This window comes from Gemmobacter sp. (genome assembly GCF_016792925.1).
Lineage (GTDB): Bacteria > Pseudomonadota > Alphaproteobacteria > Rhodobacterales > Rhodobacteraceae > Gemmobacter.
This window is the reverse complement of the sequence record NZ_JAEULU010000037.1, coordinates 1-16,958: the sequence shown is the minus strand read 5'-3', so window position 1 is coordinate 16,958 and position 16,958 is coordinate 1. Positions and strand designations below refer to the sequence as shown.

At 65.1% G+C, this 16,958-nt stretch carries 16 protein-coding genes, 1 tRNA gene and 2 pseudogenes; 4 read left to right on the top strand and 15 right to left on the bottom strand.

Features of this window, described 5'->3' with window-relative positions; genetic code table 11:
- The 4 genes and pseudogenes from JNN06_RS01960 to JNN06_RS01945 all read right to left on the bottom strand — a co-directional run.
- Positions 1-213 (bottom strand): annotated as a pseudogene (locus tag JNN06_RS01960) (hypothetical protein); the annotation flags it as partial.
- 3 nt (positions 214-216) lie between these two features.
- Positions 217-408 carry a hypothetical protein gene (locus tag JNN06_RS01955; RefSeq protein ID WP_291237916.1) on the bottom strand — a complete coding sequence of 64 codons (192 nt, stop codon included), beginning with the start codon at positions 406-408 and terminating at the stop codon, positions 217-219.
- Entirely contained in the window at positions 408-2,036 is a 1,629-nt protein-coding gene (locus JNN06_RS01950) for a glucan biosynthesis protein G (protein ID WP_291237915.1), read from the bottom strand. Before JNN06_RS01950 ends, JNN06_RS01955 begins: the two co-directional genes overlap by 1 nt.
- Positions 2,037-2,264: 228 nt before the next feature.
- Complete coding sequence (locus tag JNN06_RS01945) at positions 2,265-2,477, bottom strand: SlyX family protein (protein WP_291237914.1); 213 nt, start codon at positions 2,475-2,477, stop codon at positions 2,265-2,267.
- Positions 2,478-2,544: 67 nt separating this feature from the next.
- On the opposite strand from JNN06_RS01945, the pseudogene hisS reads away from it, so the two are divergent.
- From hisS to hisG, 3 genes and pseudogenes are all read left to right on the top strand, one after another.
- Positions 2,545-4,032, top strand: a pseudogene (hisS, locus tag JNN06_RS01940) (histidine--tRNA ligase); the annotation flags it as partial.
- A gap of 77 nt (positions 4,033-4,109) precedes the next feature.
- Positions 4,110-5,204, top strand: coding sequence for an ATP phosphoribosyltransferase regulatory subunit (locus tag JNN06_RS01935; protein WP_291237912.1), 1,095 nt, complete (start codon positions 4,110-4,112; stop codon positions 5,202-5,204).
- A gap of 1 nt (position 5,205) precedes the next feature.
- Positions 5,206-5,913: an ATP phosphoribosyltransferase gene (gene hisG, locus JNN06_RS01930; RefSeq protein ID WP_291237911.1), complete on the top strand. Its 708-nt coding sequence runs from the start codon at positions 5,206-5,208 to the stop codon at positions 5,911-5,913.
- Between the two features lie 349 nt (positions 5,914-6,262).
- Here the strand turns inward: hisG and JNN06_RS01925 are convergent, their stop codons facing one another.
- From JNN06_RS01925 to JNN06_RS01895, 7 genes are all read right to left on the bottom strand, one after another.
- Positions 6,263-7,054, bottom strand: coding sequence for a cytochrome c1 (locus tag JNN06_RS01925; RefSeq protein WP_291237910.1), 792 nt, complete (start codon positions 7,052-7,054; stop codon positions 6,263-6,265).
- 17 nt (positions 7,055-7,071) lie between these two features.
- Positions 7,072-8,382, bottom strand: coding sequence for a cytochrome b (gene petB, locus JNN06_RS01920; protein WP_291237909.1), 1,311 nt, complete (start codon positions 8,380-8,382; stop codon positions 7,072-7,074).
- Positions 8,383-8,393: 11 nt separating this feature from the next.
- A complete protein-coding gene (gene petA, locus JNN06_RS01915) occupies positions 8,394-8,960 on the bottom strand; it encodes a ubiquinol-cytochrome c reductase iron-sulfur subunit (RefSeq protein WP_291237908.1) in 567 nt (188 codons plus the stop codon).
- Positions 8,961-9,483: 523 nt separating this feature from the next.
- Positions 9,484-10,107, bottom strand: a complete 624-nt coding sequence (locus JNN06_RS01910; RefSeq protein WP_291237907.1) for a glutathione S-transferase — start codon at positions 10,105-10,107, stop codon at positions 9,484-9,486.
- Positions 10,108-10,203: 96 nt separating this feature from the next.
- Positions 10,204-10,626, bottom strand: coding sequence for a hypothetical protein (locus tag JNN06_RS01905; protein WP_291237906.1), 423 nt, complete (start codon positions 10,624-10,626; stop codon positions 10,204-10,206).
- A 191-nt stretch (positions 10,627-10,817) separates the two neighbouring features.
- Positions 10,818-10,943 carry a type B 50S ribosomal protein L36 gene (ykgO, locus tag JNN06_RS01900; RefSeq protein WP_054302743.1) on the bottom strand — a complete coding sequence of 42 codons (126 nt, stop codon included), beginning with the start codon at positions 10,941-10,943 and terminating at the stop codon, positions 10,818-10,820.
- A 64-nt stretch (positions 10,944-11,007) separates the two neighbouring features.
- Positions 11,008-11,082, bottom strand: a tRNA-Val gene (locus JNN06_RS01895).
- 146 nt (positions 11,083-11,228) lie between these two features.
- On the opposite strand from JNN06_RS01895, the gene JNN06_RS01890 reads away from it, so the two are divergent.
- The gene (locus tag JNN06_RS01890; protein ID WP_291237917.1) at positions 11,229-12,095 is read left to right on the top strand and encodes an N-formylglutamate amidohydrolase; all 867 of its coding nucleotides are present in this window, start codon (positions 11,229-11,231) and stop codon (positions 12,093-12,095) included.
- Here the strand turns inward: JNN06_RS01890 and rmuC are convergent, their stop codons facing one another.
- The 4 genes from rmuC to JNN06_RS01870 form a co-directional block, all read right to left on the bottom strand.
- On the bottom strand, positions 12,096-13,238 hold the full coding sequence (rmuC, locus tag JNN06_RS01885) for a DNA recombination protein RmuC (RefSeq protein ID WP_291237905.1): 1,143 nt from the start codon (positions 13,236-13,238) through the stop codon (positions 12,096-12,098).
- Positions 13,235-15,091, bottom strand: coding sequence for a DNA mismatch repair endonuclease MutL (gene mutL / locus JNN06_RS01880; protein WP_291237904.1), 1,857 nt, complete (start codon positions 15,089-15,091; stop codon positions 13,235-13,237). The genes rmuC and mutL overlap by 4 nt, the downstream gene beginning before the upstream one ends.
- Positions 15,092-15,144: 53 nt before the next feature.
- A complete protein-coding gene (locus tag JNN06_RS01875; RefSeq protein WP_291237903.1) occupies positions 15,145-16,452 on the bottom strand; it encodes a pitrilysin family protein in 1,308 nt (435 codons plus the stop codon).
- Positions 16,449-16,958 (bottom strand): insulinase family protein (locus tag JNN06_RS01870; RefSeq protein WP_291237902.1); only part of this gene is annotated, 510 nt, incomplete at its 5' end. The genes JNN06_RS01875 and JNN06_RS01870, both read right to left, overlap by 4 nt.

Here is a 16,958-nt window from a genome sequence, read left to right as displayed (position 1 = left end):
CCCCCAGGCCAGCCACCAGGTGCTGATGAAGATCAGCACCGCGCGCAGCAGGTCGATCACATCCACCCCGTCCGACCAGCCGAATTGCAGGAACAGGAAAAACGCGCCGATGGCGGCCAGCAGGCTGAGCAGAATGGCAATGCCGCGCGACAGGGTTGTCCTGCGCGCGGCCGGGTCACGCGCGGGCAAGCCGCGCGTTGCATGGGGCGTCATGAATTACATCTCCTGGCGCGGCGCAGGCCCGATATGCAGCGCGCTCAGCACTCCGCGCAGCAGGCGGCGCAGCGACAGCGGCTCGACCGATTCCAGCACTTGCCGGGGCATCGCCAGCGGCGCGGCCAAGGGCGTGCCAATGGCCTGAACGCGCGCGTCAATCTCAGCGGCGGGAAGGGAGGCAATGTTCATCATCACGCGTTGATCCACTGATAGAGCCAGGTTTCCGAAAGTTTGCGACCAAAGCCCGCGACATGGGCGACCATCTCGACCGTCGCGCCGGGTTCGGCCTTGATGTCCATCGCCAGCCGCCAGGTATCGCTGCCCCAGACGCGGTGCAGGTTCTGCGAGGCGATCTCGCCGCCATGCACCGTCACCACGGCCTCGACCGGCGCATCGGCGGGCAGCGGGTTCAACGGGCCGCCGGTGAAATCAATCACGAACTTGCGCAGGTTATCTGCGCTTTCCACGCCCGAGACGCCACCGACGCCCGAACGGGTCTCCAGCACATAGGCAAGCTCGACCTGATCTTCAACCGGCAGGTCACCCCAGCGCAACCGATAGGCGAATTCGCGCGTATCCCCGGCCTTCACCTCGCCCTCGGGCACCCAGAAGGCGACGATATTGTCATTCACTTCCAGATCGGAGGGGATCTCGACCAGACGCACGGCACCCTTGCCCCAATCGCCCAGCGGCTCCACCTCCAGCGAGGGGCGGCGCTCATAGCGCGCCTCGCTGTCCTGATAATGTTCCCAGATGCGGTCGCGCTGATGCAGCCCGAAAGAGCGCAGGCTTTGTTCGGCCAGATACGACCCCGCCAGACGCGGCGGATTGCTCAGCGGGCGCCACAGCAGATCGCCGCTGGTGCGGGTGATGCGCAGCCCGTCGCTGTCATGCACCTGCGGGCGGAAATCGTCGAACTGGTGACGGTTGCGCTCGGAGAACAGATACATCGAGGTCAACGGCGCGATGCCCAGTTGCTTCACATCGGCGCGGAAGAACAGACGCGCGGTCACGTCCATCTCGGTTTCCTCGCCGGGACGGATGGCAAAGCGATAGGCGCCGGTCACGCTGGGCGATTCCAGCGCGGCATAAACCACGATCTCGCGCGCGCCCGCCACTGGCTTTTCGATCCAGAAGGACGAGAAGCGCGGGAATTCTTCGGCCACATCGGTCGCGGTGTTCAGCGCCAGACCGCGGGCCGACAGCCCATAGGCCGAACCCATGCCAAGCGCGCGGAAGTAGGAGGCGCCGAGGAAGGCCACGACCTCATCCATCACATCCAGACGATTCAGCGGGTAATGCAGGCGGAAGCCCGCAACACCCGGCATCTTCTCGCCCGCAGGCACCTTGGCGGCCAGCTCGTTCAGAAAGCGGAAATCGTCGGTGGTAAAGCCCATCTCGGTGGCCAGACCATCCTTGACCTCGAACATGGTCACGGGTTCCGCGAACAGCCAGCCCATCGGGAAGGCGTGCAGCTGGAACTGGCTGACCGGGCCGCCATCGGCCTTCGGAGCCTCCAGCCAGCGCGCGCGCTCGGGGTCAAAGCTGACCAGACGGTAATCGTCATATTTCAGCCCGGCAAAGAAGCCGCTGATTTTCTCCGGCGCGACATAGGGTTGCTTGGCCTTGTCCTGCATCGACAGGGTCAGCATGTCGAAGCTGAATTGCTGCGGCGCAGCAGAGGCCGGGGCAGGCGCCGCGTCCTGCGCCAGGGCGCCTGTGCCCAGCAGGCCGCTCGCGGCGACGGCAGACACCGACACCGCTGAAAGAATCAGCGCCCGGCGCGAGAGGTGATGTGCGGCTTTGCGGCCGAAGGACATGCTGTATATCCGATACTTACGGGGCGCCCGACAGGAGGCCCATTTCCCGGTTGCTATATCGGTGTGCAGATATGCTTTGCAAGATCGGCGGGGCCTCCCGAGGTGGTCTTGGCGTGAATCTGCCCGCCTGTTGCAGCGCAGCATAGGCCAGACGCGCGAAACCTTGCGCAGGCTCCCCCCGGCAGGGAATTTTATTGCCCTCCGCCGCCCAAAGCAGCAGCGGTCTGCCTACCAATGCGGCGGTTTCTGATCGGCCAGGGGAATCGCCCCCAGCCCCTCGCCCTCGCTGGCCTCGCGTTCTGCCTCGCGCTGCAACAGCATGGCCACGCGGCGGGTCAGCACGTCGATCTCGCGCCCCTGCCGGGCCATCTCATCCGACATCTCGTCCACCGCGCGCATCAGATGCGCCAGCTTTTCCTCCAGGGCCTGAACCGCTTCCATGCCTGCCTCCACTTGTTCTGCAAGGGTCCATCCGCTAAGGCAGACCCGATTGCAAGCGAGGCCGCCCATGTCCAAGGATAAACCCGCCCGCCGCCCCAAGGCCGAACCGCCCAAGGGGTTTCGTGATTACTTCGGGGCCGAGGTCACCGAACGCAAGGCGATGCTCGACCAGATCGCCGGGGTTTACCATGCTTACGGCTTTGATCCGCTGGAAACTTCGGCCGTGGAAACGGTTGAGGCGCTTGGCAAGTTCCTGCCCGATGTCGACCGCCCGAATGAGGGCGTCTTTGGCTGGCAGGACGAGGACGAGCAGTGGCTGGCCCTGCGCTATGACCTGACGGCACCCTTGGCCCGTGTGGCCGCCCAGTTCCGCAACGATCTGCCCTCGCCCTATCGCCGCTATGCGATGGGGCCGGTCTGGCGCAATGAAAAGCCGGGACCGGGGCGTTTTCGCCAGTTTTATCAATGCGATGCCGATACGGTCGGCTCGCCCACCGTCGCCGCGGATGCCGAGATTTGCGCCATGCTCTCGGATGCGCTGGAGGTGGTCGGCATTCCGCGCGGCGATTACATCGTGCGGGTCAACAACCGCAAAGTGCTGAATGGCGTGATGGAAGTGGCGGGCGTGCTGGACCCGAGCGACCCCACCCGCTTCGAGGCCGAACGCGGCATCGTGCTGCGCGCCATCGACAAGATTGACCGTCTGGGCGATGCGGGCGTGCGGGCGCTGCTGGGCGCCGGGCGCAAGGACGAGTCGGGTGATTTCACCAAGGGCGCGGGCCTTTCGGACGAACAGGCCGAGGTCGTGATGGCCTTCATGGCCGCCAAGCGCAACACCGGCGCCGCGACAGCGGCACGGCTGCGCGATCTGGTCGGCGCCTCGGTCATCGGGCTGGAGGGCGTGCAAGAGCTTGAAACCATGGCCGAATTGCTGGATGTGCAGGGCTATGGCGCAGACCGCATCGTGGTGGACCCGGGCGTGGTGCGCGGGCTTGGCTACTATACCGGCCCGGTGTTCGAGGCCGAGCTGACCTTTGAAATCCTTGACGAAAAAGGCCGCAAGCGGCAGTTCGGCTCGGTTTCGGGCGGCGGGCGCTATGATGATCTGGTGAAGCGCTTCACCGGGCAGGCGGTGCCTGCGACTGGCGTGTCCATCGGGGTGGACCGCCTGCTGGCCGCGCTGCGCGCCAAGGGGCGCGTGGGGGCGGCGGCGCCCGGCCCGGTCATTGTCACCGTGATGGATCGCGACCGGATGGGCGATTACATGGGCATGGTCGGCGAGCTGCGCCGCGCCGGTATCCGCGCCGAGGCCTATCTGGGCAACCCGAAGAACTTCGGTAACCAATTGAAATACGCTGATAAACGCGAAAGCCCGGTAGCGGTGATTCAAGGCGGCGACGAGGCCGCAAAGGACGAGGTTATCATCCGTGACCTTCGTTTGGGGAACCTACTGGCTACAGAATTCGAGACGTCAAAAGATGGCTGGAGTTCCCATTTCAACCAAAGAAAAATTCCAAAATCAGAACTGGTTCGAGAAGTCGCAAACACTCTTTCCATAACCGGCTACCAGCTGAGAGGCGGCAAAGTATATGACCAATCTGGAAGAATGATTGTCGACCTTGGGGTGTTCGGATGACGATCACCCCGGAAACCCGCGCCGAGGCCGAGCGGCTGTTTGCGGCCTTCCGCGCGGCGGGCGCGGTTCCGGTCGAGGCAGATGTGCTGCAACCCGCTGAAATCCTTCTGGATTTATACGGCGAGGACATTCGCGCCCGCGCCTATGTCACGCAAGACCCGCTGCGTGGCGAGATGGTGCTGCGCCCCGATTTCACTGTGCCGGTGGTGCAGGCGCATATGCAAGACGGGGCGGAACCCGCGCGCTATTGCTATATGGGCGAGGTGTTCCGCAAGCAGGATCATCTGGGGCCGCGCGCCAGCGAATATCTGCAAGTCGGGTTCGAGGTCTTCGACCGCGACGCCGTGGCGGCAGATGCCGAAGTATTTGCGCTGTTTTCCGAGCTGGTTCAAGGGCTTGGCCTGCGCCCGCTGATCGGTGACATTGGCATTTTGCTGGCTGCAATCGAGGGGCTGACCACCACCGCGCGGCGCAAGGCGGCGCTGCGGCGGCATGTCTGGCGGCCCCGGCGGTTTCGGGCGCTGCTGGATCGGTTCACCGGGCGGGCCGCGCTGCCGCCTGCCCGCGCGGCGCTGCTGGATCGGTTGAAATCCAATGATCTCAAAGGCTTGCTGGACGACGCCGGGCCGCAGATCGGGCTGCGCAGCGAGGCCGAGGTGGCTGCGCGGGCGCAGGCGCTGCTGGAGGATGCCGAAACCGCGCCGATTGCGGCGCCCGAGGCGGCGCTGATGTATGATCTGATTGGGCTGGCCGCACCGGCCGATGCCGCTTTGCACCACCTGCGGGGTATCCAGCCGTTGATGCCCACCATATCTGGGGCTGTGGATCGGTTCGAGGCGCGGCTCGCGGCATTGCGGGCGCGCGGCATCGACACAGCCACCCTGCCCTTCGAGGCCAGCCATGGCCGCAGCACGCTGGAATATTACGACGGTTTTGTCTTTTCGTTCCAAGGGCTTGACGCAGACGCGCCCCCCGTCGCCTCGGGCGGGCGCTATGACGCGCTGACGGCCATTCTCGGTCAGGGACGCTCCATCCCCGCAGTGGGGGGCATCCTGCGCCCGGCGCTGCTGGCTGCGCTGAAAGGGGTCTGAGATGAGCCTGAAAATCGGGGTGCCGTCCAAGGGGCGGCTGATGGAAAAGACCTTTGACTGGTTCGGCGCGCGCGGCGTGACCATGCGCCAGAGCGGGGCTGAGCGCGAGTATTCCGGGGAAATTCAAGGGGTTGACGGGGCCGAGCTGGTGCTGCTTTCCGCAGGTGAAATTCCGCGCGAACTGTCTGCCGGGCGCATTCACCTTGGGGTCACCGGGTCGGATCTGGTGCGCGACAAATTGGCGGATTGGGAAACCCAGGTGGCGGAAATGGCGCTGCTGGGATTCGGGCATGCGGACCTGATTCTGGCGGTGCCGAGCGCCTGGGTCGATGTGGAAAGCCTGGATGATCTGGACGCGGCGGCGGCGGCGTTTCGCGAGAAGCACGGCTTCCGTTTGAGAATTGCCACGAAATATCATAGGCTTGTGCGGGATTACCTGACCTTGAACGGGGTGGCCGATTATCAGTTGGTGGACAGTCAGGGCGCGACGGAGGGCACGGTGAAGAACCTGACCGCCGAGGCGATTGCCGACATCACCTCGACCGGCGAGACGCTGCGGGCCAACCATTTGAAAATCCTGCAAGATGCGGTGATTCACGCCAGTCAGGCGACGCTGTTTGCCGCCCGCAAGGCCGACTGGAGCGCAGAGAACCGCGCGGTTCTGGGCGCGCTGACGGCCAAGCTGGGTCTGCCCGCAACGGCGCTGTGAAAGGGTAACGGCCCATACAGTTTGGCCCGGAAAATCGGGCAAAGTGTAACGGTGGATACCGTTTGCGATGGTCGAGGCCATCGGGCGGATCAGGAAAGGCATCGCCTTTCCCAGCCCAACGCGACCAAGGCGCCGCAAGACCGGCCCCGCAAGACCGGCCCCGCATCCCCATCAGAGGCCCGCAACCGCCGCCCGGAGGGCCGGTGCGGGCCGCTGGCTTTGGGCCACCGGCCCGAATGCGGAAACGCTTCAACCTGACCTCGGCGATGGCCTCGGCCATTTGAAACCTGTCAAAAGAAAACCCCCGCGGTCGCCCGCGGGGGTTTCAATTCTGCGCGTGGCGCGAAGGTCAGGCGACCTTCTTGCCCTTCACACCTGCCCACAATTTCTTGTTGGTCAGATACAGCAGGGCCGACAGGCCGATGAGGAACAGCACGGCGACAAAGCCCATGTGCTTGCGCGCCATCATATGCGGCTCGGCGGTCCACATCAGGAAGGACGCCACGTCCTCGGCCATGTGGTGCATCGTGGCCGGGTGGCCATCGGCATAGGTCACCTGATCATCGGCCAGCGGAGGCGGCATGGCGATCCAGCCACCGGGGAAGGCGGTGTTGGCATAGAAGGTGGTGCCAGCCTCTTCCTTGGTCTCGCCGGTATAGCCGGTCAGGATGGCGACGACATATTCCGGGCCGCCAATGCCCTTCACCAGCTGGTTGATCCCCGAGCCATAGGGGCCGTGGAAGCCCGCACGGGCCTTGGCCATCAGGCTGAGATCCGGGCCCATGCCCTCGCCCGAACGGGCGGGGAACTTGTCGGTCCATTCGCGCGGACGCTCATCCCCGGTGGGGGTGACCACCGCGTCCAGGCCCGCCGCATAGGCGCGCACCTGATCCGCCGGAAGCTCTGGCCCGCCCTCATCCGCAAGGGTGCGGACCGGGACGAATTTCAGGCCGTGGCAGGAGGAGCAGACCTCGGTGTAGACCTGAAGGCCGCGTTGCAGCTGGTTCTTGTCGAACGTGCCGAAGGGGCCTTCATGCGCGAAGGCGGTGTCGTGGATATGGCCTTCGCCCCCAGCCGCTTGCGCGGCGCCCGTCATCAGGCAAAAGGCGGAGACGGCGCTGATTGCGATTTTGCGAAGCATCTTCGTCGTTTCCTCTCTCACTCGGCAGCCGGGTAATGGGCTTTGAAGTCTTCCTCGATCGTCGCAGGCAGCGGCAGGGGCTTTTCGATGATGCCCAGCAGCGGCAGGATGACGAGGAAATAGGCGAACCAATAGGCCGATGCGATCAGCGAGATCCAGTCATAGGGGAACTCGGCCGGCATCGCGCCCACCCACATCAGCACGATGAAGTCAAAGCACAGCAGCGCGAACCACCATTTGAACATCGGGCGGTAACGGCCCGAACGCACGCGGGAGGTATCGAGCCAGGGTGCCAGGGCCATCACGGCGATGGCGCCGAACATGGCGATCACGCCGAAGAACTTGGCGTCGATGATGCCGAAGGACAGGAAGTTCACCAGCTGCACCACCCAGACATCGGCGGTGAAAGCGCGCAGGATGGCGTAGAACGGCAGGAAATACCATTCCGGCACGATATGCGCGGGCGTCGAGAGCGGGTTCGCCTCGATATAGTTGTCGGGGTGGCCGAGGTAGTTCGGCATGAAACCGACAATGGCGAAGAACACCACCAGAATCACCGCCAGGGCGAAGAGATCCTTGATGACGTAATAGGGCCAGAACGGCACGGTGTCGCGCTCGGCTTCTTCCTTGGAGCCACGGCGGACCTCAACCCCGGTCGGGTTGTTGTTGCCGGTGGTGTGGAAGGCCCAGATGTGAACGGCGACCAGCGCCGCGATCACGAAGGGCAGCAGGTAATGCAGCGAGAAGAAGCGGTTCAGCGTGGCGTTATCGACCGCCGGGCCGCCCAGCAGCCAGGCCTGGATCGATTCGCCAATGCCGGGAATCGCGCCGAACAGGCCGGTGATCACGGTGGCGCCCCAGAAGGACATCTGGCCCCAGGGCAGCACATAGCCCATGAAGGCGGTGCCCATCATCATCAGGTAGATGATCATGCCGATGATCCAGGTCACTTCGCGCGGGGCTTTATACGACCCGTAGTAAAGGCCGCGGAAGATATGCAGGTAAACGGCCACGAAGAACAGCGAGGCGCCGTTGGCGTGCAGATAGCGCAGGGCCCAGCCGCCATTCACGTCGCGCATGATATGTTCAACGCTGGCGAAGGCCAGATCGACATGCGGCGTGTAATGCATCACCAGCACGATACCGGTGATGATTTGCAGCGCCAGGCAGAAGGTCAGGATGATGCCCCAGATCCACATCCAGTTCAGGTTCTTGGGAGTGGGAATCACCAGCGTGTCATAGACAAGGCCCACGATCGGGAGGCGCTTGTGGAGCCACTTTTCGAGACCCGATTTGGGCTCGTAATGGTCGTGCGGAATACCGGCCATGTGGTCTCTCCTCAGCCCAGCAGGATGGTGGTTTTGGCTTCGTCGGTGAATTTGGCCACCGGCACGGCCAGATTGCGCGGGGCAGGCCCTTTGCGGATGCGGCCTGCGGTGTCGTAATGCGAGCCGTGGCAGGGGCAGAACCAGCCGCCGAACTCGCCCGAGCCATTGCCCAGCGGCACGCAGCCCAGATGGGTGCAAACGCCCAGCATGACCAGCCATTCGCCGGTCTCGTCGAGGCTGCGATTGGCGTCAGAGGCGTCGGAACCCGGCTTGTTGGCGTTTTCCGAGTTGGAATCGATCAGCTCGTCCAGCTTGACAGCGCGGGCGGCCTCGATCTCCTCGGGGGTGCGGCGGCGGATGAAGACCGGCTTGCCGCGCCATTTGACGGTCAGCTGCGAGCCCACGGCCACGCCCGACACATCGACATAGATCGAGGCAAGGGCGCGCACATCGGCGGAGGCGTTCATCTGGTTGACCAGCGTCCAGCCGGCGGCGCCAGCGGCGACAGCACCGGCCCCGGCCGTGGCATAATACAGGAAATCCCTGCGGGTGCCTGCGTGATCTTCTGCGTGGGACACGAGATCTTCTCCCTCTCAAGGGCCGCCTCATGCGACCCATGCAATATCAAAGGCAGTGGTTGCCCACGACCCGGATGGGCGGGTTTTAGCCAAGCCCCCGCCTCACGTCCAGCGGTCAAAGGCGCGCAGGGGCAGGGAAATGGTGGTTTTGTAACTGTGTGACCTTGAAGGCGCGCTGTGGCTTCCTATGGCGGCGCTAACAGGGGGGTGCCAGCCGCACCAACGCGGGCGGATCAGGAAACGCACCGCGTTTCCCCGCGCGCTGCGGGACCGGCGCGGCGTGACCGAGGGGGCGCTGCGGCCAATTGGGCCGGATCAAGGAAACGCACCGCGTTTCCCCGGCCCTGTGGGAGCAGCGCCGCAAGACCCTTTCCGCCCAAGACCGAGAGGCCAGCGCCCGCCCGGTGGGTGCGAAGCACCCGCCCCCGGCGGGGCGGGCGCTGGCCGGGGGCTTCGGGCCCCGGCCCGATGTGGAAACGGTGCCGCGTGACCGAGGCGATGGCCTCGGCCAAACCCAGATGTTTCAGACCACCACTGGCGCCGTCTGTTGCATCGACGGGCGGGTGGAGAAGTCGGCCTCCCAGGCGGCGAGGTGGGGGTGGGCGGCGCGCCATTGGCGGTCGGGGTGGCGGAAATCGAGATAGCCGAGCACGGCGCCCATGGCGATCTGGCCGATATTCAGCGGCGCCTCCAGATGGTGCATCCAGCGGGAGTCGATGGCATCCAGCGCCCGGGCGATCTTGGACCATTGGCCCTCGACCCAGGGCGCGTGGCGGCGCTCTTCGGGGCGCATGCGCCATTCATAGACCATCAGCACGGCGGCATCGAGGACGCCATCGGCCATCGCCTCCAGCGTCAGCAGCGGCCATTCCTGCCCGGCGGGGCCGTAAAGACCCGCCCCCGCCCCGTCATTCGTCTGCGCATCAATCCAGCGGCAGATCACCCGGCTGTCCACGATCACCTCGCCCGAATCCAGCTCCAGCGCCGGTATCTTGCCCAAGGGGTTGGAGCCAATCAGCCCTGCATCGGGGGCCATGGGGGTGGTGGCGGTGTTGATCAACGTCACCCGCCCGGCCATGCCGGTTTCGATGAGAGTGACCATGACCTTGCGCACGAAGGGCGAGGCGGGGGAGTGGAACAGGCGCATGGGGGGTGACCTTCCTGGAAGGGGCCAAAGAAATGTGCGGCCGAATGGCCTCTGATTGGAAACTTGCCGCATAAACCGGCCGTTGTCAGGCGGAAGTTACGCGCGGCGTGGCGCAACCAGCGTCATATAGAGGCCAAAACCGCCGAAGAATGTGCCGGCAAGCCCGACAAGGAACATGTATAACAGACTTTCAGACGTTTTAATCTGAAGCCCGATCCAGCCAGACCACACCAAAAAAACCGCATAAAGGATCATGGCGCCTGATGCCCGAGCCTTACCGCCCGTCAGGCGACGCGCGACCCAATAAGCCAAGACAAAGGGCAGGGAGGTTTCGACCGCATGCTTGAGAAGATACATCACAAACCGGCTTCTGCCCGGAGCGATCATGTCGATGAACGGCTCGAGATGCGGATTTCTCCAGCTCTGATTGGGGTTGATAGCCACAATGAGCATAATCAAGGAATACAGAGCGAAAGCCGCAAGGAAGGCGGCGCAGTAGATCATGGCTTGTTTTAACATGGTGGCGTTCCTGTCTCGCAAATGGCCCTGAGGCTCACGCAACAAAAATTAAAATCACTGGACATTTGAATTAAACACAGAGAGTGACCAGATCGCCTTCCTGTAAAAGATCGTGGTAAAACCAAAACCGCCAAACGAAAAAACCGCCGTGGTTTCCCACAGCGGTTTTCAAACCAACGCCTGAGCGCGGATCAGCCCTGACGGGCTTTGTAGCGCTTCTGGGTCTTGTTGATCACATAGACCCGGCCTTTACGGCGCACAACCTGACAGTCGCGGTGACGCGTCTTCAGCGAACGCAGCGAGTTTTTGACCTTCATGGCCATCTCCATATCGCGGCGACGTGCGCCTTGAATCTTGTGCCTTCTTGCGAAAGCGGTGAAATGGTGGGCGGTACTGGGATCGAACCAGTGGCCACTACGATGTCAACGTAGTGCTCTACCGCTGAGCTAACCGCCCACGCTCCGGTTCGGCGCTGCTGCTGCCATGTTCAACATGAACAGGCGCGGCAACTCCGCGTCGGTGAGGGGTCTATAAAGAGAGTCGCCGGGGGGATCAAGGGGATTTGGCACAGAAAATTTCTGGGCTATATCTGGGCCATGACGATGCGCACCGCCACCGAGGCCTATGATCTGATCCGGCCCTTGCGCCAGCGGGTGCCGCTGGTCTTCTCCTCGCCCCATAGCGGGCGGGCCTATCCGGCGCAATTGCTGGCGCGCACCGCGCTGGACGGGCGGATGATCCGCTCGTCGGAGGATGCCTGGGTCGATGAGCTGTTCGCGGGCGCGCCCCGGCTGGGGGCGCCCTTGCTGCTGGCCAATGCGCCGCGCGCCTATATCGACCTGAACCGCGCCCCGGATGAGCTGGACCCGGCGCTGATCGAGGGGGTGACGCGCAGCCCGCATAACCCGCGGATTTCCTCGGGGTTGGGGGTGATTCCGCGCGTTGTGGCGCAGGGACGGTCGATTTATCGCGGGAAAATCGCGCGGGCTGAGGCGGAGGACCGGCTGGCGCGATTCTGGCAGCCCTATCACGCGGCGATGGCGGCCTTGATGGCGGAAACGCGGGCGGGCTTTGGCGAGGCGGTGCTGATCGACTGCCACTCGATGCCGCATGAGGCGCTGGAGGGGCAAAGCCGCCCCGGCGCGCCGCGCCCGGAGGTGGTGCTGGGCGACCGTTTCGGGGCGGCGGCGGGCCGGGGCGTGGTGGACCGGATCGAGGCGGCTTTTACGGCGGCGGGGCTGCGGGTGGCGCGCAATGCGCCCTTTGCGGGGGCCTATATCACGCAGGCCTATGGCCGCCCCTCGCGCGGGCATCATGCGGTGCAGATCGAGATCGACCGGGCGCTGTATATGGATGAGGCGCGAATCGAAAAGAGTGCCGATTTCGCGGCTTTTGCCGGGGTGATGGCGCAGGTGGTGGCGGGGATCGTGGCGGCCTTCGCGGCCTCGGGGTCGCTGGCGGCGGAGTGATTATTCCGCCGCGCCAATCATCTGGGCGGTTTCGGGCGCCAGTTCCTCGAAATCGAAATTGTCCAGACGGCGGGCGCGTTTGCCGGCCTTGTCGGCGCTGATGCGAATCTCATCCAGGTCTTTGGCGGCCTGGCCAAAGTGGCGGTCGAGATTCGACACACGGTCACCCAGCCGCGTCACATCCTGATAGAGCATCGCCAGTTCCTTGCGGATGGCCCCGGCCTGTTCGCGCATCCGGGCATCTTTCAGCACGGCGCGCATGGTGTTCAGCACCGCCATGCAGGTGGTGGGCGACACGATCCAGACCTTGAGCGCAAAGCCCTCGCGCACCAGATCGGGGAAATTGGCGTGCAGTTCGGCATAGACCGCCTCGGAGGGCAGGAACATCAGCGCGCCATCGGCGGTTTCGCCCTCAAGAATATACTTCTCGGCAATGGCGCGCAGATGGCTGCGCACGGCGGTGCGCAGCATCCGGGCGGCCAGATCGAGATCGGCCTGCGTCTCGGCCCGGCGCAGGGCCTCATAGGCCTCCAGCGGGAATTTGCTGTCGATGGCGATGGGGCCGGGCGGGTGCGGCAGGTGGATCAGGCAATCGGCCCGGCGCCCGTTGGAAAGCGTGGCCTGCATGGTGTAGCTGTCGGATGGCAGGGCCTTTTGCACGATGTCATGCAGTTGAATTTCGCCAAAGGCGCCGCGCGTCTGTTTGTTCGAGAGAATATCCTGCAAGGACAACACGTTGCCCGAGAGTTTCTCGATGTTCTCCTGCGCCTTGTCGATGGTGGCGAGGCGCTGGTGCAGCTCGCCCAGACTATGCGCGGTGCGGGTGGCGCTGCCATGCAGGCTTTCACCCATCTGGCGCTGCACCTCGGCCAGACGCTGTTCCATCACTTGCAGCATGGCGGTCTGGCTGTGGGCCTGCGCCTCGGAGACGTGATGCAGGCCCCCGGCGAGGCGTTCCTGCCCCTCGGCCAGGCTTTGCACGCGGTTGCCCAACCAGCCCATCTGCGCCACCAGCGGATCAACCGCGCGGGCCGAGGCGCGCAGGATCAGCACCAGCAGCAGGAAGACTGCGGCCAGCACGGCGGCGGCGATCAGCACAGCCGGGTCGTTCCATGCCAGTTCAATGGTGCCAAGGCGGATCATCTGCGGCCAAACAATTTCTCAATGTCGCTGAGCGCGAGGTGGACGTAAGTCGGGCGGCCATGGTTGCACTGGCCTGACAGCGGCGTGGCCTCCATCTCGCGCAGCAGCGCGTTCATCTCCTCGGCGCGCATCTGGCGGCCCGAGCGGATGGAACCGTGGCAGGCCATGCGCGACAGCACGGCATCAATGCGGGATTTCAGGCGGTCGGAGCGGCCCAGATCGGCCAGATCATCGAGAATGTCGCGGATCAGCGCGCCCGCGTCGATGCGGCCCAGAAGCGCCGGGGTTTCGCGCACGGCGATGGCGCCACCACCAAAGGGTTCGATCACGAGGCCGAGGGCGGCGAGGTCTTCGGCAATGTCCAGCAGGCGGGCGGCGTCAGGCTCGGAAAGTTCGACGATTTCGGGGATCAGCAGGGCCTGCGCGGCGATGCCAGTGTCGGCGGCCTGGGCCTTGAGGCGCTCGTAGACGAGGCGCTCATGCGCGGCATGCTGATCGACGATCACCATGCCCCGGCTGGTTTGCGCAATGATGTAATTTTCATGCACCTGCGCGCGGGCGGCGCCCAAGGGGCGTTCGGTCAGGTCGGGCGCCCCGTTTGCAGGCACAGGGGAGGCGGTGGCCTCGACGCGGGCCGAAGGGGCCTCGGCAAAGCCGAAATCGCGCAGCGGGGCTTGGGCCACATAGGCGCTGCGCAGCGCGGTTTGGGACGGGCGGTCCATCTGGTAAATGCGCGGGAGGGGCGCGGGCGACGGCGGCTCTGGGGTGAAGGCCTCCAGCGTTTCGCTGGCGACGGTCGAGGAGGCGCGGTGCCCGGCCCCATGCAGCGCCAGCCGCAGGCCGGAAACGATGAGGCCGCGCACCAAGGCGGGCTCGCGGAAGCGGACCTCGGATTTGGCGGGATGGACGTTCACATCCACCCGCTCGGGGTCGCAGACGATGTTCAGCACCGCCGCCGGGTGACGGTCGCGGCTGAGGACATCCATATAGGCGGCGCGCAGGGCGCCGAACAATTGCTTGTCCAGCACCGGGCGGCCATTCACGAACAGGAATTGCGCCACGGAAGACCCGCGCGAATAGGTGGGCAAGGCGGCGTAACCGATCAGGCGCAGCCCGTCGCGGTCGAGGTCGATGGGCAGGGCGTTATCGGTGAAATCGGCGCCCAGAATGCGGGTCAGGCGGCCTTGCAAGGCGTTGAACAGATCGCCGTTTTCGGGATCGGCGCGGAAGATCACCCTGCCCTCCCCACCGCCGGTCACATCGCGCAGCGTGAAGCCGACATGGGGTTCGGCCAAGGCAAGGCGCTTCACCACATCGGCAATCGCGCCCATCTCGGCCCGGTCAGAGCGCATGAATTTCAGCCGCGCGGGGGTGGCGAAGAACAGGTCGCGCAGCTCGACCACGGTGCCGCGCGTCAGCGCAGCGGGGCGCAGGCTGCCCATGCGCCCGCCCTCGACGGCAAGGGTAACGGCCTCGTGGCCTTCGGCGCGGGAGGTGAGGGTCAGGCGGCCCACGGCGCCCAGCGAAGGCAGCGCCTCGCCGCGAAAGCCGAAGCTGCGGATGTTCAGCAGGTCTGACCCGTCGATCTTGGAGGTGGCGTGGCGCGAAAGGGCGAGCGGCAGGTCGTCGCCGGTCATGCCACAACCATCATCGGTGACGCGGATCAGGGTCTTTCCGCCATCGGCATAATCGACCGTGATACGGCGGGCGCCGGCATCCAGCGCGTTCTCCGCCAGCTCTTTCACGGCGGAGGCCGGGCGCTCCACCACCTCGCCCGCGGCGATGCGGTTGATGGCGGCCTCATCCAGTTGGCGGATGACGGGACGCGTTATCTGGGGGGTAATGACGCTCATGCCGCGAAACCTAGCATGGCCGAAGGGATTCGGCCATGCTTGTTCGCAAATGTTCAGGGTTTGGTCAGCTGGGTATCGGGCGGGCCAGCCACCACGATGCGCAGCCCATCCGGGCGGATCAGACGCTTGGCCACGCGGGTCATATCCGCCAGCGTCACGGCGTTGATCTTGTCATTGCGGCTGGTGACGTAATCGGGGGAAAGCCCGATGGACTGCATGCCGACAAGGATTTGCGCGATGGTGCCATTGCCGTCAAAACGCAGCGGATAGGCGCCGGTGAGATAGGTTTTGGCAGAGGCCAGCTCGGCCTCGGTCACGCCTTCCGCCGCGCGCGCCCATTCGGTTTGCAAGACGCTGATCGCCTCGGGCACGGTTTTGGCATCGGTGGCGAATTGGCCCGCCATGAGGTCGGCCTGATTGTAATCGGCCAGCCAGGTGGAGACGCCATAGGTGAGGCCGCGTTTCTCGCGCAGTTCCGACATGAGGCGCGAGCCGAAGCGCTCGCCGCCAAGGATTTCATTGAGGATGAAGGCGGCGAAATAATCGGGGTCGTCGCGCGGGATGCCCTCGTGGCCGAACAGGATCACCGCTTGCGGCGTGGGGAAGGGCACCAGCGTGGTGCCGCCCGTCAGGCCCACCGGGGCGGGGCCGGGCAGCGCGGCGCCGGTTGCGGGCAGCGCGCCCAGCAATTGATCCAGCAGCGCGCCCAGTTCCTCGGGCGTGATGTCGCCCACGGCGGCCACGGTGATACGGTCACGCGCGAGGGTGGCGGCATGGGCGGCGAGGATGTCCTCGCGGGTCAGCGCGGTGACGCTGGCGGTGGTGCCATCGCCCGAGCTGCCATAGGGGTGGCTGCCGAAAGCCTGTTGGCGGAAGGCGTCATTCGCCAGCTCGCCGGGGTCTTTCTCGGCGGCGCGGATGCCGGACAGCACCTGGCCGCGCACGCGTTCGATGGCGTCCTGGTCAAAGCGCGGGGCGGTGAGGGCGAGGCGCAGCAGATCGGCGGCGCGGCTGCGGTTTTCGGTGAGCATCCGGGCCGAGACGGTGACAGAATCGACCGAGGCGTTGAAGCGGAAACTGGCGGCCAGGGCATCGCGGCTTTCGGCGAATTTCTGGGCGTTCATCTCGGCCGCGCCTTCCTCGATCAGCGCGGTCATCAGATTGACGGCGCCGCGTTTGCCGGGGGCATCCAGCGAGGTGCCACCCTTGAACTGGATCTCCAGCGCGGTGAAGGGGATCGAAGGTTCCTCGACCAGCCAGGCCTTGATGCCACCGGGCGAGGTGACCTGCTGGATGGCGATTTCGGCGTGCAGGGGCGTGGCGAGGAACAGGGCGGCGGCCAGCGTGCGGAGGAGTTTCATTGCGCGGCCTCTTCGGTCAGCAGCCAGCCGGTGACGGCGTTGTTGCGGTTCAGAACCTTGCGGGCGGCCTGCATCACGTCATCGGGCGTGACCTCTTGCAGCACCTGAGGCCAGGCCTGCACATCCGCGACCGTGAGGCCGGTGGTCAGCGCCTCGCCATAGCGCTGCGCCTGATCCTGCACATCATCGCGGCCATAGATCTCGGCGGCGCGCAGCTGGGTGCGGATACGGTCAAAGGCCGCCGGATCGGGGCCGGATTTCAGGAAATCGGCAATCACCTTGTCCATCGCGGCCTCGGCCTGTTCGGGGGGAATGCCGGGCAGAGGCATGAGGCCAAGGATGAAGCTGCCACTGTCCAGCGCCGTGCCATCATAGGCGGCATAGCTGTAAACGGCGGTCGGATCGGTGAATTGCAGCTGTTTGGCGAAGAGGCTGGTGGTGCCGGAACCGCCCAGCAGCTCGGCCAGATACAAAAGCGCGGCGGCCTCCTTCTGATTGCCGCTCTG

Coding starts and splice junctions, on each gene's coding strand:
- rmuC (WP_291237905.1), bottom strand. CDS start 13,238: ATGATCCGCCTTGGCACCATTGAACTGGCATGGAACGACCCGGCTGTG.
- mutL (WP_291237904.1), bottom strand. CDS start 15,091: ATGAGCGTCATTACCCCCCAGATAACGCGTCCCGTCATCCGCCAACTG.
- JNN06_RS01950 (WP_291237915.1), bottom strand. CDS start 2,036: ATGTCCTTCGGCCGCAAAGCCGCACATCACCTCTCGCGCCGGGCGCTG.
- JNN06_RS01890 (WP_291237917.1), top strand. CDS start 11,229: ATGCGCACCGCCACCGAGGCCTATGATCTGATCCGGCCCTTGCGCCAG.
- petB (WP_291237909.1), bottom strand. CDS start 8,382: ATGGCCGGTATTCCGCACGACCATTACGAGCCCAAATCGGGTCTCGAA.
- hisG (WP_291237911.1), top strand. CDS start 5,206: ATGAGCCTGAAAATCGGGGTGCCGTCCAAGGGGCGGCTGATGGAAAAG.
- JNN06_RS01925 (WP_291237910.1), bottom strand. CDS start 7,054: ATGCTTCGCAAAATCGCAATCAGCGCCGTCTCCGCCTTTTGCCTGATG.
- JNN06_RS01935 (WP_291237912.1), top strand. CDS start 4,110: ATGACGATCACCCCGGAAACCCGCGCCGAGGCCGAGCGGCTGTTTGCG.
- JNN06_RS01955 (WP_291237916.1), bottom strand. CDS start 408: ATGATGAACATTGCCTCCCTTCCCGCCGCTGAGATTGACGCGCGCGTT.
- JNN06_RS01875 (WP_291237903.1), bottom strand. CDS start 16,452: ATGAAACTCCTCCGCACGCTGGCCGCCGCCCTGTTCCTCGCCACGCCC.
- JNN06_RS01910 (WP_291237907.1), bottom strand. CDS start 10,107: ATGCGCCTGTTCCACTCCCCCGCCTCGCCCTTCGTGCGCAAGGTCATG.
- JNN06_RS01905 (WP_291237906.1), bottom strand. CDS start 10,626: ATGTTAAAACAAGCCATGATCTACTGCGCCGCCTTCCTTGCGGCTTTC.
- ykgO (WP_054302743.1), bottom strand. CDS start 10,943: ATGAAGGTCAAAAACTCGCTGCGTTCGCTGAAGACGCGTCACCGCGAC.
- JNN06_RS01945 (WP_291237914.1), bottom strand. CDS start 2,477: ATGGAAGCGGTTCAGGCCCTGGAGGAAAAGCTGGCGCATCTGATGCGC.